Consider the following 15,181-nt stretch of genomic DNA (forward strand, 5'->3'; position numbering starts at 1 on the left):
GCAATGAAAATCGAAGCAGCCGTCCTCCGTGGCGAAGAAGCCCCCTTCAGTATCGAGGACCTCGAGTTGGCCGACCCGACCCCGCATGAGGTCCTTGTCCGGATCGTCGGTGCCGGCCACTGCCACACCGATGTATTACCCAGGGCCGCAGCAGGGTTCGGAACCCCACCGATTGTTCTCGGACACGAAGGCGCCGGAATCGTGGAAGCCGTCGGATCCGCGGTGCAGACCGTCGCAGTCGGTGACCACGTTGTCCTGAGCTTCGACTCCTGCGGCACCTGCGCCAACTGTCTTGACGCTCACCCGGCGTACTGCGACACCTTCCTGGCCCGCAATCTCGTCGGCAACGCCCTCGACGGCTCCACCCCGCTGACCGACACCGCCGGAAAACCCGTCGCCGGAAGATGGTTCGGTCAGTCGTCCTTCGCCACCCACGCGGTCGTCGACGCACGTAACGCCGTGGTCGTCGACAAAGAACTGCCGCTGGAATTGCTCGGCCCCCTCGGATGCGGAATTCAAACCGGCGCCGGTGCAGTCCTCGAAGTGCTCCAGGTGCGTCCCGGTGAAGGCATCGTCATCGTCGGCGCGGGTGCAGTCGGCCTGTCCGCGGTCATGGCCGCCAAGGTCGCCGGCGCCGGACCGATCATCGCTGTCGACTTGAACAGCGACAGGCTCGAACTGGCCCGCGAACTCGGTGCCACGGACACGATCGTTCCCGGAGTGGGTGATCTGACAGAACAGATCCGCGCGATTGCTCCGGCCGGAGTCCGATACGGCCTCGACACCACCGGGCTACCCACCGTCATCGCGGCTACCCTTGATGCCCTTGCTCTGCGCGGCACTCTGGGACTGGTCGGCGTGCAACAGGGCGATTTGATGATCGCACCACTTGCTCTGACTGCCGGTCGCACCATCACCGGCATCCTCGAAGGTGACGCCAACCCGCACACCTTCATCCCCACCCTGATCGCACTGTGGCGGGCCGGACAATTCCCCTTCGACCGCCTCGTCACTACTTTCCCTCTCTCCGAGATCAATGCCGCCGAAAAGCGCGCTCTCGCGGGGGAAATCGTCAAACCGATACTTCTCCCGGGCATCTAGTTCGCTCGCGCATAAGGTCTCGAAGTAAGGGCTGTGCTCATCCCCGCAATCGGCGGGGATGAGCACGATGACGCTCAGTTCCCGAGAACCCGGGCCTTCTGGGTGTCGAACTCGGCGTCGGTGAGGATGCCGGCGGCTTTGAGCTCGCCGAGCTTGGTGAGTTGTTCGATCTTCGCGTCCATCGATGCTGCCGGCGCAACCTGAGGCGGCAGCGGCGGCAGATCCGGGATCGGTGGAACAGCCTGTGCTGCTGCCTTGGCCTGATCTTCTGCTGCCCAGCGAGTTCGCTGGCGGCGCTGAACATTTCCGTGGATGGAGCTCGCGACAGCTACTCGGCTGGCCCGCCTGAGGAAGCTCATTCGTTGTTCTCCGTTTCATTCAAGGCATCGGCCAGTTCGTCGACTGAAATGTGACCTTCGGTGATCACTCGGGCACCGCTGCGAACCCACGCATCCAGAACGGGGAGCACAGTCAACTCCTCGTAGACGAGAACCGCTGCAACACTTCCGGCGGCGATGTCCTCGCCCACGGCGGCGATGTCGCCGGCGTCGAGCAATCCGGACGCGGCACCGTCGAACTGGGACAGATCAAAGTCTGCGAGGTCGAACGTGGATGCCGGAACCACGCGCAGCGAGTTGTCCGCAGCTTTGACAACAAACTCGAGATCGAGAATGCGGATGGTTCCGTTGTCGACGATCTCGAGCAACTGCTCGAAACCGTCGGCAGTTACTGCGCCATCGGGAAACTCGACGGCAACATATTCGATAGGACCGAACTGGTCTTGACTGGCCATCAGTTCTCTTGTTCCTTCTTCGAGGTCGGTGTTCCGGCCTGGTGAAATGATCATCTGCAACTTTAGTCCGACTGTCTGGTTTCTACGCTTTCACGGTTTCGGCAGCGTCGCGATAGACGATCATCTCGCGCTGCAACGCACGACGGAACCGCGGCTGCTCGGCCAGCAGCACTGCCAGCACCGTCAGGAGTAACCACGTCGCGGCGGCGCTCGCAACCAGCATGAGCACCGGAATCCACGGCCCACCCATCTGCTCGAGCAGCGTCGTCTTGGCCCAAACACGCCAGTACAGCATGAGATTGACGACCAACCCGACACCGTACGAGATGGCGAAGGAGAGCATGAAGGGTTTCCACGTGCCGTCGTAGCGACGTTCGAGAATCGGTTCGGCGCGCAACGGCAAGCTCACCGACATGACGTTGGCGACTCCGAGCCACAGCAGGATCATGGTCAGGACCTGCCCGCAGGCTTTCAACAATTCGGTGCTGTTTCCGGCGCGCCATGACAGAACGACGCTGAGAACAAAGCCGGCGGCGCCGACGAGGATCAGCATCACGATGTTCTTGGCGACCAGCACATGCCACAGGCGGGTACCACCGGAGAGCGCGGCGCGCACCCGACCGGCGTCGAAGCTCAGTGCATTGGTGCAGACCACACTGCCGATGACCCCTGACAATGCGTACAGAGCCAGATAGGGCAGTCGGTCTTCCTTGCTGTCCCACTGGAAAAGTCGGATGAACGCCAGATACGCGAACCCTAGCCCGAGGCTCAGGCCCAGACGGAACGCAATGGATCGAGGTTTCCCGTTGAATACGTGTCGGAATTCCTCGCGAATACGGCTGCCGAGGTCCTGCATGTGCCGAACCGCGGGGTTACCGGCCGCGAGCGGGACATAGCCGCGGATCGCAGCGGCAACGTCGTCACTGTCGCCGGCATCGAGGGCGGCGACACGAGCTTCGAGAACTGCGAGATGTGCTGCTTCGAGCGCAATCCGGGCGGTGGTGACCGCTGCTACCGCGTCAGCTTCTGCTTGAGCTGCAGCGCCGATGCTGGCGTCGGCCGGCAGGGGTGGCTGAAGGCGGGTGATCAGTTCGAGTTGGCGGGCCATGTGCGGTGACGGCGAGAGGCCGCTGTACGTCGGTTGGTTCAGTGCCGCTCGATCCTTGTCCAACACATCCCGGGCACCGATCGCAGCCTTTTCCACTGCAGTTCGGCTCTGCCATCGGACCGAACGTACTTCGGCTTCGGCCGCGAGGGCCCGCGACGCCACTTCGGCCAGATCTTCGACCGCGGTCAACTGCTCACTCCACTCGGTAGTTGTTATGGGGAAATCAGCTCTCCTGCGCACTATCTCACGCAAGGGCAGGCATCGGTGCAACACTGACAGGCATGACAAGCGCGCAAGACAAGGACGATCTGCAGCGATACCTTCAGTCGGCACGGGACGCCTTGCTCTGGAAGCTCGAAGGGTTGTCGGAGTACGAGATCCGGCGACCGATGACGCATACAGGCACCAACCTGCTGGGGTTGGTCAAGCACATGATCGGCGTGGAACTCGGGTACTTCGGCCCGGTGTTCGGACGCCGGGTGCCGGACCTGCCGCAGTGGTTGCGCTCGGACGAGCCCAATGTCGATATGTGGGCCCGCGCAGACGAATCCAGGGATTTCATACTCGACACGTACCGTCGCACCTGGGTCTTTTCGGATGCCACGATCAATGATCTGGATCTGGATGCAGCGGGGGAGGTGAAGACGTGGCCGCTGAAACTCCGTGACGTCACCCTGCACCAGGTACTCGTGCACGTCGTCACGGAAATTCATCGTCATGTCGGCCACGCCGACATCGTGCGCGAAATGATCGACGGCGCTGCAGGTCTGCGATCCGACAACGCCAACGTGGCGCCGGGTGATCAGGCGTGGTGGGCCGAATATCGAGACCGCCTCGAACAGGCAGCGCGCAGCGCCGACCACGCCTGACCCATTTCTACTCGAGAACCGCGGCGGCGCCGATCACGACGACCACGATCACGAAGTTGATCAACAGTAGCGGCCAGACGAAGCGCAGGAACTTGTCGTAACCGACCTTGGCCATTGCGAGTCCACCGACAACGACGACGTTGGTGGGTGCAACCATCAGCATCAGGCCGTGGCCCATCTGGAAGGCCGTGATCACCAAAGACCTACTGACTCCGGCAAAATCACCCAGCGGTGCCAGCAGTGGCATTGCGAGGGTGGCGTGTCCGGAGCTGGACGGAATCAGGAAGGCCAGTGGAATGTTCACGAGCATCACGAGGATCGCGAACACACCCGCGGACGCGCCGGACACCAACTGTTCCATCGCATTGAGGATGGTGTCGAGGGTTTCGGTGTTGGTCATGATCACGGAGACGCCGCGCGCGAGCAGGATGACGATGGCGGGCCCCACCATGTCGCCGGCGCCACGGGTGATCAGTGAGACGGTCTTCTTCTCGCCCATCTTGGCGACGATGCCGACGAGGACGGCTGCGAGGATGAACAGCATCGCCAGTTGCGGGAACCACCAGTTCAATTCGAACCAGTATGGCTCGGTGGCGGTGACGTGGTACGCGTCGTACTCGGCCGGCCCGGTGGTACCGCCGAAGATGCTCGACCACGGGATGACGGAGAAGATCATCAAACCGAAGGTGAGTCCGGTGATGACGAGGACCAGTTTCTGAATTCCGGTCAGCTTGCTGTCGATGTCGACAGGTGGTGCTGCCTCTTCTTCCTCGTCGTCGTCGATGTCGAATCCGACGAGCGAGGTGGCCGGATCCTTCTTCACCTTGGCGGCGTAGCGAAGTACGAATACCACTGCCACTGCGGTCAATACGATCCACAGGATGACGCGCAGGACGATACCGTCGCCGATGGAGACGCCGGCTTCACCGGACGCGACGCCGATCGAGAACGGGTTGACGGTCGACGCCATATTGCCGACGAGTGCGCCGAGGATGATCATCGTCGCCGCGACCATGCGGTCGTAGCCGAGAGCCGTCATCAGGGGGATGAGGAGCGCGTAGAAGCCGAACGTCTCGACGGAGAACCCCATGGTCGATCCGAGCAGCGAGAACAGCACCATGATGACGGTGATGAGCAGCCAACCCTTGTCGCTGAGCTTGGTAGCTAGTTGCGAGACAGCGGTTTCGAGGCTGCGAGTGGCGAAACTGACGGAGATGAATGCACCGAGGGCCATGATGAACAGAACGACACCGACAGATCCGAAAAGCCGACCGATGTTATCGGTGTCGACAAATCCCGTGAGTGGATCCTGAACACCGTAGAGGCCGTTGACGGGGGAGAGAATCAGCTGCTGGATGCGTTCGAAGAAAGTCAGCGGGGACGTGACGGTTTCGAAGCTACCGGGGACGGGTGATCCGTCGACGTCGACACCGAAGCGTCCGGCCGGAATGAACAGCGCGGCAATCCATACCAGTACCGTGACGATGGCCAGCATCGTGACGGCGCCGGGAAACTCGAACTTCTTCTTCGCCGGGGTGTGCGCGGCGCCTTCTTCGGTCTTGGTGCTCATTTCTTTCCTTCGAATGTGCGGGCGTACTCCTGGAAGAACAGAGCTTTCGCGACAACGGCCTTTTCGAATTCGTCGAGAAGCACACGCTCGTTGGGGCCGTGAATGTTTGCGTACCCGTCGGTTGCGCCGAAGAGCAGTTTCTCGGCGGTGGGCACGGCAGTGTCGAGAGCCATCACGATCGGGATGGAACCGCCGCCGGCCATCTGTCCGGCTTCGCCGTCCCAGGATTCCGAGAGCGCGAACATGGCCGCGTCGAATGCGGGGCCGCCCTGTTCTGCAGCAAAGCCGTCCCCGGTTTCTCCGGCTTTGACGTCGAGTTCGAGGCCGAACGGGCGTAGTGCCTGTAAGTGCCGGACCAGTGCTGTCTGCGCTTCGGATGCAGGCTGACGCGGATGCACGCGCAGGTTGATCACTGCGCGTGCGGTGCTCGCGACGGCGTTGACTGCGCCGTCGACGGGCGGTGCGTCGATTCCGGTGACGGTGATCGCCGGACCGGACCAGATTCGTTCACCGATTCCGCCGGTGCCGAGGAGGGGGAGTCCGTCACGTACTTCGGCGAGGGTGCGGAATTCTTCGTCGGTGTAGCTGCTTCCCGTCCATTCCTCGCGCAGCAGACCGTCGACGGCGACATCACCGTTGTCGTCATGCAGCGATGCCAGTGCGCGGATGAGCGCGAGGCGCGCGTCGGGAGCGGCGCCGCCGTAGAGGCCGTTGTGTTTGTCGGCTCCGAGAGTGGTCAGTTCCACGATCACCTGGGCGGATCCGCGCAATGCGACGGTCAGGGTGGGTGATCCGGGGCGAACACTTCCCACATCGGCGATCACCATGGCGTCGGACTGGAAGAGTTCCGGGGCTTCGGGCGGATAATTGTCGAAGGGGCTGCCGAATTCTTCCTGGCCTTCGATGACGAGTTTGACTGTCACAGGCGGTTTTCCGTCGAAGACGCGAAGCGCCCCGATCATGCCGATCACGTTTGCCTTGGAATCCGCCGTCCCGCGGCCGTAGAGCGCGCCGTCGCGTTCGGTGGGCTCGAAGGGCGGTGTGTCCCACAGTTCGAGGTCTTCGGCGGGAACGACGTCGTAATGCGAGTACATGAGGACCGTGGGCGTCCCGACCGGACCCGGAATGGTCGCAATGATGACAGGTGCCGTCTTACCCGGAATTTCGAGACGATCGATCTGGGTGACCCCGGATTTCTCCAAGAGCGACACGATGAAATCGTGGGCTTCGAAGAGTGGTGCTGCGGGATAGCCATCGGTCGCGATCGACGGTATTCGTACCAGTTCGATCAATTCCGATCGAAGCGCAGGCATCAAATCTGCCGCAGCGTTCTTGATCTGAAGAGGCGTCATTGGCCCAGCGTTTTCGGGCATCGCTTGATCTCCTTCTGGAGCAAAGTGGACAGTGGGTACCTAGCTCTGCGACAAGTCGAGCCGAGCACCCTTCAGACCGGTCAGTCCTTAGTCGGAAAGATTACGGTTGTCTGGTTGATTTCGTGCGGTCGGCGTAGACATTGCGCACGTCGGTACCGGGCGGCAGCACGCGAATGGTGCGGGTCGAATTGCGTGATTCCATTCATTCTCGGGCCGCGTGCGCTATGGGATCGCGACGTGCCGGGTGTCGATCAACAGATAGTCGTTTGGTTGATTTGTCACCATTCAGCTATCAGTACGCACAGCTATCGTCTTGTAACTGTGCCGATTGTTGAATTTGTGACGATTTTCTTCCGGGTCGGCAAATCGTTTCGGGAACTGTTCGACCTTGTGGATAAATGCGCAGCTTATCGCCGGTTTCTCCGTGTATCTGTGACAGAGTGTCACATAACAAACCTTTTGGCTGTTTTGCGACGCTATGAGCGCTTTCCGCCGAATAGTGACGTTTGACAGCAAGCGCGCAGCAAGTTTCAATCGTCGAACTGTGTTGGCAATCACATGGCTAATGCCATGTTGGCCTGCTGGGTGCCCCAACTGTTACTTCTCGAGGAGATCGTCCATGAACACATCGTCATCGTCATCAGCCGTGGTGCGGCGGAAAAAGGTCGGGCTGGCATCCGTGTCCGCTGTGTCGACGCTTGCATTGGTCGGTGGAATTGTCGCCGGTTTGGCAGGGCCGGCAACAGCTGCGCCGGCGTCGGCGGCCGCCTTCACTGCGCCGATGTGCGAAGGCACGCAGACGTCCGCTGACTATCCCTACGCGGACGACATGGTTATCGATGGTGTGCGCCTGGATTACTACAACGCCGGAAATGTGGTGCCGCTGTACTACAACAACGACCAGCGGTCACCTGCGCCTATCTGTGGTGTGCGCGACGTCCCCGAGGCCAGTGGTCCACAGTCGGAGTGGATGTACTGCACCGACATGAAGGAAGAGACGTGTGATGAGATCTCGCCTGATGGCGAGCCTGGCTACAGCGATGGCGGGCAGTTCAACGTAGTAGGACCGACGCTTCCGGTCGGCGGCAACGATCGTCTGACTCAGGAACAGGAACTGCTCATCAGCTACCTGATTCAGAATCCCCACCCGTTCACGCCGGGTGGCGTCGCTGATGATTCGACGGCTGCGAACAGGGTAAATCGTCAGCTTCTTATCTGGTGTGTATCGGACAAGGATTATCTCGAGGAAACGAACGCCGTAGTCGATTGCGACGCCGATCTCGGTCCGGCTGAGCAGGCTCGGATTCTCGGGGTCATGAATGTGACACCCGCCCTGAGTATTTCGCTCGCAGACCCGGCCAGTGGCACTCTCGCCAGCGGCGGCAAGGCAACGTTCACGGTGTCCACCAACATGTACGGCAAGCCACTCACCGTGAGCGCTCCCGCAGGCGCAACTCTGGAACTGTGTGAGCCGAACGCAAATGTGAAGCTGACCGGAAACACCCTGGTTGTCACCGGTGAGGGCAATGATCCGACTGACGTGGCGCTGTGCGTCACGTCCCCGGGTGCAGGCGCGGTCAAGGTATCCGTCGCCGGCGCACCCAGCTCGTTCGAAAGCATCCACTGGAACAACGCCGGCGCCGAGTGCCAGGTTTTTGCAACGTTCAACACCGTCACCCCGGCCAAGCTCCAGGGTGATGCGACGGTGACCTTCGATGCGGCTCCGACGACAACGCCGTCCACGACTGTTCCGACCACGACGCCGGGAGCTCCGACCACGACGCCGTCGACGACTGTTCCGACGACAACCACCAAGCCCAACGTGATCGTTCCGATCATTCCGATTATCCCGATCATTCCGGTGATCCCCGGAGTGCCGGTTGCTCCCGCTCCGACCACGGTTGCGGTACCCACCCCGCGTGTGGTCACGCAAACGACCCCGAAGGCTCCGACGGGTGAGCGTCCGACCTCTATCGACGGTGGCGCAGCTGACGAGACTGCAGGTCCGCACGTCGGAATTGCGATTGCGGGACTCGGCCTGATCGGGCTGGCTGCCTGCGGAGCAATCGCCGTCCGCCGCCGCCGCTCGTAGCAGCGGAAATCTGAACCAGTTTCGATCGAGCAGCGTCCGGTGCCGACTCTCCCCGTCAGCACCGGACGATGCTCGTTCACGACAAAGGAACATCTCTGATGACGTCGATGAATCCGAATCCCGTACCGGACGAGCCAGGCACCAGTTCCGCGGAACCTGTGCGCAGGCGCAAGTCTCGCGTATTTGCTACTGCGGCAATAATTATCGCGGTAACTGTGGGCTTACTCATGACATACCTCGGCTCTCGGTCGGGTGAGAGTACGGCGATACCGCCGGCGCCCACGGCCGGCCAATCGGCGCCGGCGGTGCTCGCTACTGCTGATGCGCAGATGTCGCCTGCTACTTTGTCCCTCGATCCGCTCGGGGTGCAGGCACCGATCGTCGACGCGAGTGTCATCGATGGAGCCTTGACCCCTCCCGGCGACGTCAGCGAGGTCGGCATCTGGTTGGACGGTGCGCCATTGGATTCGCAGACGGGCACAACACTGATCGCCGGGCATGTGAATCTTGCCGGTCAGGGTAACGGTGCGTTGTTCGATCTCGGGACAGTCGAGCCTGGGCAGGAGATCCGTACGTCGGATGCCGCTGGGAACAGCACACGGTGGCGGGTGACGGCGGTGGTGTCGCGAGCCAAGGCGGACGGAATCGAGGAGAGTGTTCTGGCCGGGCCGGACGGTCCGCGCAAGCTTGCCGTGGTGACGTGTGGTGGGGAGCTGGAGTTCTCGGACGGGGTCGGCAACTACCAGGACAACGTGTATCTCTACGCCGACGTGATCTAGTGGCGCGGGCGATCCCCCATGCTTGACATTGACGTCAACGTCAAAACACACTGTGGCGGTGACTGACTGCGAAACCTCGGAATGAGACTGCTGATCGCCAATCGAGGCGAGATTGCTCTGCGCATCATTCGAACAGCCCGCGAACTCGGGATCGAGACCGTGTCGGTCTACGCCGAAGATGACGCAACAAGCCCACACGTCGAAGCTGCGACAGAGTCGTTTCCACTGCCAGGCAGCGGCGCGTCTGCGTATCTGGATCAAGACTCGCTGTTGTCGATCGCCCTCGATTCATCGGTCACGCATATCCATCCCGGATACGGATTCCTCAGTGAGAATCCGGATTTCGCACGGGCGTGTGCCAGTGCGGGCCTTGTATTCGTGGGTCCGAGCGCTGAGGTGCTCCGTATCTTCGGGGACAAGTCACGCGCGCGCGGCGCTGCTGTGGAATCCGGCGTTCCGGTGTTGCCGGCCACGGCGGGCGATGCAAGCCTCGACGAGGTGCGGGAGTTCTTCGCGCGGCATTCGCGGGGAATCATGATCAAGGCACTTGCGGGTGGCGGCGGTCGGGGCATGCGTGTCGTGCGCGATCTGCCCTCGCTCGACGACGCTTACCGCGTGTGTGCGGCGGAGGCTCGGGCCGGCTTCGGCAGTGCCGAACTGTTTGCCGAGGTGCTCAGTGAACGTGCTCGCCATATCGAGGTCCAGGTTGTGTCGGCGCCCGGCGCGGCGGGTATCTGTGCGACGGCACTGGGAGATCGCGATTGCAGCGTTCAGCGCAGGCATCAAAAACTTGTCGAAATTGCTCCCGCGCAAGGTCTTTCCGAACCACTGCGCGAGCGTTTGCATGCCGCCGCGGCGAGGTTGTGTGCGGAGGTCGGTTACCGTGGGATCGCAACAGTGGAGTTTCTCGTGGAGGAGCGAGGATTCGTTTTCCTCGAGGTCAATCCGCGTATCCAAGTGGAACACACCGTCACGGAAGAGGTGAGCGGTGTCGACCTGGTTGCCGTGCAGTTGATGATCGCCGACGGCGTGAGTTTCGAATCATTGCATCTTCCTGAGGGGATTACCTGTGCAGCAGGAGTTCCTGGGCATCAGGGAACCGTTGCGGCGGCGTCGGGTATCGCAATCCAGATGCGGGTCAACATGGAAACCATGACGCGCGACGGCGGTGCGCGCGCGGAAACCGGAACGCTTGACGTGTTTGCGCCGCCGAGCGGACCGGGAGTTCGAGTCGACACCTTCGGTGCGGCGGGTTTGTCGCCGAGTGCCCGCTACGACTCCTTGCTGGCGAAGGTGATCACACACACCCGTCGGGCAGATTTTGCTGCGGCGGTGCGCAAGTCGATTGCCGCACTCGACGAGTTTGCGATCGAAGGGATTGCGACCAACCTTCTTTTCCTGCGGGCGATCCTGTCGGAGAAGGATTTCCGTGACGGCGTCGTCGATATCGACTGGCTCGAGGGACGTATTGCCGATCTCGTCCCGGAAGCCAAGGTTTCGGAGCCTCCCGTTGCAGTGCTGGGTGAGACCGTCCTGCGCGCGCAGATGGCCGGAATTGTCGTCGAGATTGCCGCTGTCGGCGATGCCGTTCACCGGGGCAGTCAGGCCGCTGTGCTCGAAGCGATGAAAATGCAGCATGTCCTGGCTGCCGAATCCGACGTCGAGGTGATTCGCGTACTCGGCAGGGTCGGCAAGGCAGTGGTTGCGGGTGAGCCGCTCATGGTGGTGCGCGATGCCACAGCGGCCGAGCGAGTGGAGCGTTCCGAGGACCTCGACCTGGATCTGGTGCGTCCTGACCTCGCGGAAATCCTTGCTCGACATGAGGTGACCTTGGATGCGGCGAGGCCCGAAGCGGTAGCCAAACGGCACAAGCTGGGTCGTCGGACGGCACGCGAAAATGTCGAGGACCTGATCGACGACGGCAGCTTTGTCGAATACGGCGCCTTGACTTTGGCGGCTCAGCGTAGCCGTCGCAGTGAAGAAGACCTGATCGCAAATACTCCCGCCGACGGATTGATCGGTGGCGTGGCAGCAATCAACGGCGGTGAGAGCGTTGTCATTTCGTACGATTACTCGGTTCTTGCCGGTACGCAGGGTATGCGCAATCATGCCAAGACGGACCGACTGCTCGAGCTCGCCGCCCGTAAACGTGTTCCCGTGGTGCTGTTCGCGGAGGGCGGTGGTGGTCGCCCCGGTGATACGGATGCCGGAGCAGGGTCGGGGCTTGAACTGGGTACCTTCCGGGCGATGGCGGCATTGCGCGGCCGAGTGCCGTTGGTGGCCGTCGTATCGGGTCGTTGCTTTGCCGGCAATGCCGCGTTGGCGGGTGCGTGCGATGTCCTGATCGCCACGCCGGACGCCAACATCGGAATGGGTGGACCGGCGATGGTCGAGGGCGGTGGACTGGGTACCTACCGCCCGGAGGACATCGGGCCGATCGACATTCAACGGCGAAACGGCGTTGTGCACGTGGTTGCCGAGAACGATGCTCAGGCAGTCGAATTGGCAAAGAAGTATCTCGGCTACTTCCAGGGTGCGGCGCAGCAGTGGACCGCGCCTGATCCTCGGCTGGCTCGGCATGTAGTGCCGGAAAACAGGCTGCGTTCGTACGATGTGCGACGCGCCGTCGAGGCGATTGCCGACGTCGATTCGGTGCTGGAGTTGCGGCGCGATTACGGTCGCGGCGTCGTGACGGCGTTGATCCGGGTGGAAGGCGTACCGGTTGCCGTGCTCGCGAACAGTAGTGAGCATCTGGGCGGGGCAATCGATGCGGAAGCAGCGGACAAGGCGTCGGACTTCCTGGAACTGTGCGAGGCACATCGGATTCCGCTGGTTACGCTCTGCGACACTCCGGGATTCATGGTGGGGCCGGATTCCGAGGAACAAGCGACGGTACGGCGATTCGGTCGCTTTTTCGTGGCCGGAGCGAGGCTCACGGTGCCTTTCGGGACGGTGATCCTGCGTAAGGGTTACGGTCTCGGTGCCATGGCGATGGCCGGCGGGTCATTCCACGCGCCCGAGTTCACTGTGGCCTGGCCGACCGGCGAGATCGGGCCGATGGGGCTTGAAGGCGCTGTCCGACTGGGCTTCCGGAAGGAACTCGAATCAGTCGAAGATCCGGCTGCGCGGGAAACCCTGTTCGGTCAGTTCGTGGAATTGGCCTACGCACAAGGCAAGGCGCTGATGGCGGCAACAACATTCGAGTTGGACGACGTCATCGATCCGGCAGATACGAGGAAGTGGATCAGGCAGCTTCGCTGCCCGTGAGCCTTTTTGGTAGTGGGCGCTACCAAAAAGGCTCACGGGGCCGAAGGCCCTAAGCGGTAGTGGCAAGGGCCGCTGCAAGCCCGAAAGCAACTGCCATGAGGACAACTTCGCCGATTGCGCGGCGAAGCGATCCGTCGGCGCTCATGCGGTGGGCGGCACTCGCGACGACCCAGGTACGACGCCACCACCATCCCAACCCGAGGAGCAGGGCAACGGCAACGAGCTTGGCGAGGACGACGCGGCCGTAGGCAGTGTCGACAAACGCGGTCACAGATCCGAGTCGTACCGCCGCGTTGACAACTCCCGTGATGACCAGCGCAAGAACGCATCGCCACGCGAGAGCAGAGTATTTGGGCAGCCAGAGTGCCCAGGCGCCGCGAGCGGGCATGGCGAGCGCGAGTGCGGCGAGGACGCCGAACCATAAGCCGGCAGCGAGTACGTGGATGGCGTCGAGGATGGATCCGAAGCTCTGCTGCGCCATGTGACCGGTGATGGGTCGGGTGGCGAGAGCGAGTGCGGTGACAACCAATGCCGGTGCGACGGGCGCTGTTTCAGGGTTCTTGAATCCGTAGACGCCGTAGCAGACGACGGCAAAAGCGCACACGATGATGGCTGCTCCGACCCGGCCGACATTGACTTCGCCGACAAAAGTTGCGAAGTGGCCGACGGTCAACGCGGTGATCGGCTGTCCGTCGGCGGCAGCGGCACTCAGTGCGAGCAAGGCGATTTCGGCAACCAGCCACACGGCGGCGATGGCAGTGAGTTGTGTCCACATCGCGCTGTTGGGTGAAGCCGGCCGACGCTCGCCCCGGCCCATCCAGGCGAGTGTGGCGATTCCCAGTGTCACGGAACCACATCCGATGGCGAGGACGCGTACCGTGCTGGACGCTTCAGGGCCGGCGGGACTCGCCAATCCCCACGCGATCAGCACTCCCAGCAGTGCTGTGGGTACGGCAAACAGCAACCACCACCTGTTTGCCGTACCGCTCACGGATCAGCTCGACTTCGGCTTGCGGAGCACGAAGAACAGTGCGCCGCCGAAGACGACAACACCGGCGAGGATGAATCCCCACACCGGGATGCTGCTCGACGACGACTCGGACGACGAACTGTCACCAGCCGACGCGGCCGGCGTGACCGGGGTGCCGGGACCGGCCTCGGTGAGTGTGAAGTTCAACGTTCCCTGAACCGGGTGGCCGTCAGCGGACGTGACGCGATACGCGATCGTGTACACACCGGCGGGTCCCAGATCTCCCAGGTCCACACTCACAGTTGCCCCCTCGACTGAGGGCTCGCCCTTGGACCATTGATCGCGGCTGTCACCGGGGCCCGTGACGGTCAACGCCGCGAACTGCGCTTGCAGTGCTTCGTTGAAAGTGACGGAAACGTTGTCCGGGGGAACCTGGATGGACGCGCCGTTCTCGGGGTTCGACCCGACCACCGCGGAGTGCGCGCTGGCTGTGCTCACCCCGAGCATGGACGCGAGCATGGCAAGTAGGCCGATAGTGACGACCTTCAGTCGTGTGCTCATGAACGCTTGCTCCTCACCAGTGCACCCAGGCCCAGTGCAGCGCCGAGCGCGCCGAGAACCAGTCCGGCTCCTCCGAGCCAGCGGGCGGTGTTGTCGTTCGATGATTCTGTCGCAGTTGTCTCGTTCGTGGCGTGAGTATCGGCGCTGCTTCCGTGCGCGTCGCCCGTCGAAGCTGCCAAGGTCAAGGACGGCGCCGGCTTGTCGGGCTCACTGCCGTCGGCGAGGGCGGCCTGATCCCAGTTGACGACGTTGCCGTCGCTGTACGTCTGCACCGCATTGAACGAGACCTCGTCCTGCGTGGGTAGCGGGCCGGCGGAGAGAACGAACTGTTGGAACTGGCCGGGGCCGACGCCGACACCGGGATCTGCCGTCCAGGTGACGGACTTGGCGACCAACGACGTCGGGTCCTTCTCGACGACGGCAGTCCAACCTGGCATCGGTTCGGTGCGCGCGGACTTGAGGTCGGGCAGTGCCACCGTCACCTTGGTGGTGGACGCGGTGTCGGATTCAGTGGGTACGCGGAAGGTCAAAACGCTGTACCCGCCCTGGGTCGCTCCCGGAGCTACGACGCTGACGTGCGCCGACGCGATTCCGCCGGCGAGCAGGATTGCCCCGCCGGTTGCTGCTGCCGTGATGAGCGCACGCGAAATCAGGGTGTTCTTCATGTGGAATGTGTCCTCTTGGTCTGGTGAAGGGGT

The 15,181-nt window shown here is 62.4% G+C and carries 13 protein-coding genes; 5 read left to right on the forward strand and 8 right to left on the reverse strand.

What is annotated here, in order from left to right; all coding sequences use genetic code 11:
* Positions 1 to 3: 3 nt before the first annotated feature.
* Positions 4 to 1,101, forward strand: coding sequence for an NAD(P)-dependent alcohol dehydrogenase (locus C7T36_RS14310; RefSeq protein WP_033235392.1), 1,098 nt, complete (start codon positions 4 to 6; stop codon positions 1,099 to 1,101).
* A 74-nt stretch (positions 1,102 to 1,175) separates the two neighbouring features.
* Here the strand turns inward: C7T36_RS14310 and C7T36_RS14315 are convergent, their stop codons facing one another.
* From C7T36_RS14315 to C7T36_RS14325, 3 genes are all read right to left on the reverse strand, one after another.
* The gene (locus C7T36_RS14315) at positions 1,176 to 1,460 is read right to left on the reverse strand and encodes an SHOCT domain-containing protein (RefSeq protein ID WP_033235393.1); all 285 of its coding nucleotides are present in this window, start codon (positions 1,458 to 1,460) and stop codon (positions 1,176 to 1,178) included.
* The gene (locus C7T36_RS14320) at positions 1,457 to 1,894 is read right to left on the reverse strand and encodes a DUF6325 family protein (RefSeq protein WP_033235441.1); all 438 of its coding nucleotides are present in this window, start codon (positions 1,892 to 1,894) and stop codon (positions 1,457 to 1,459) included. The genes C7T36_RS14315 and C7T36_RS14320 overlap by 4 nt, the downstream gene beginning before the upstream one ends.
* Positions 1,895 to 1,976: 82 nt before the next feature.
* A complete protein-coding gene (locus tag C7T36_RS14325) occupies positions 1,977 to 3,191 on the reverse strand; it encodes an ABC transporter permease (protein WP_033235394.1) in 1,215 nt (404 codons plus the stop codon).
* A gap of 92 nt (positions 3,192 to 3,283) precedes the next feature.
* On the opposite strand from C7T36_RS14325, the gene C7T36_RS14330 reads away from it, so the two are divergent.
* Positions 3,284 to 3,871, forward strand: coding sequence for a DinB family protein (locus C7T36_RS14330; RefSeq protein WP_033235395.1), 588 nt, complete (start codon positions 3,284 to 3,286; stop codon positions 3,869 to 3,871).
* A 7-nt stretch (positions 3,872 to 3,878) separates the two neighbouring features.
* On the opposite strand, the gene C7T36_RS14335 is transcribed toward C7T36_RS14330, so the two are convergent.
* The gene (locus C7T36_RS14335; protein WP_033235396.1) at positions 3,879 to 5,441 is read right to left on the reverse strand and encodes a YfcC family protein; all 1,563 of its coding nucleotides are present in this window, start codon (positions 5,439 to 5,441) and stop codon (positions 3,879 to 3,881) included.
* Entirely contained in the window at positions 5,438 to 6,793 is a 1,356-nt protein-coding gene (locus tag C7T36_RS14340) for a M20/M25/M40 family metallo-hydrolase (protein ID WP_045066225.1), read from the reverse strand. The genes C7T36_RS14335 and C7T36_RS14340 overlap by 4 nt, the downstream gene beginning before the upstream one ends.
* Positions 6,794 to 7,433: 640 nt before the next feature.
* Here C7T36_RS14340 and C7T36_RS14345 point away from each other — a divergent pair.
* The 3 genes from C7T36_RS14345 (at position 7,434) to C7T36_RS14355 (ending at position 12,952) form a co-directional block, all read left to right on the forward strand.
* On the forward strand, positions 7,434 to 8,906 hold the full coding sequence (locus C7T36_RS14345; RefSeq protein WP_051730604.1) for a hypothetical protein: 1,473 nt from the start codon (positions 7,434 to 7,436) through the stop codon (positions 8,904 to 8,906).
* 98 nt (positions 8,907 to 9,004) lie between these two features.
* The gene (locus tag C7T36_RS14350) at positions 9,005 to 9,685 is read left to right on the forward strand and encodes a class F sortase (protein ID WP_080711780.1); all 681 of its coding nucleotides are present in this window, start codon (positions 9,005 to 9,007) and stop codon (positions 9,683 to 9,685) included.
* 81 nt (positions 9,686 to 9,766) lie between these two features.
* Positions 9,767 to 12,952, forward strand: coding sequence for a carboxyl transferase domain-containing protein (locus C7T36_RS14355; RefSeq protein WP_033235397.1), 3,186 nt, complete (start codon positions 9,767 to 9,769; stop codon positions 12,950 to 12,952).
* A 49-nt stretch (positions 12,953 to 13,001) separates the two neighbouring features.
* Here C7T36_RS14355 and C7T36_RS14360 read toward each other — a convergent pair whose 3' ends face one another.
* From C7T36_RS14360 to C7T36_RS14370, 3 genes are read right to left on the reverse strand one after another with little or no spacing between them, the layout of a single operon-like run.
* Complete coding sequence (locus C7T36_RS14360; RefSeq protein WP_045066226.1) at positions 13,002 to 13,943, reverse strand: CopD family protein; 942 nt, start codon at positions 13,941 to 13,943, stop codon at positions 13,002 to 13,004.
* Positions 13,944 to 13,946: 3 nt separating this feature from the next.
* Entirely contained in the window at positions 13,947 to 14,483 is a 537-nt protein-coding gene (locus C7T36_RS14365) for a copper resistance CopC family protein (protein WP_033235399.1), read from the reverse strand.
* Complete coding sequence (locus tag C7T36_RS14370) at positions 14,480 to 15,148, reverse strand: YcnI family protein (protein ID WP_045066227.1); 669 nt, start codon at positions 15,146 to 15,148, stop codon at positions 14,480 to 14,482. The genes C7T36_RS14365 and C7T36_RS14370 overlap by 4 nt, the downstream gene beginning before the upstream one ends.
* Positions 15,149 to 15,181 lie beyond the last annotated feature (33 nt).

Origin of the sequence: Rhodococcus sp. AD45-ID, from assembly GCF_003023755.1 — a bacterium.
Taxonomy (GTDB): domain Bacteria; phylum Actinomycetota; class Actinomycetes; order Mycobacteriales; family Mycobacteriaceae; genus Rhodococcus_F; species Rhodococcus_F globerula.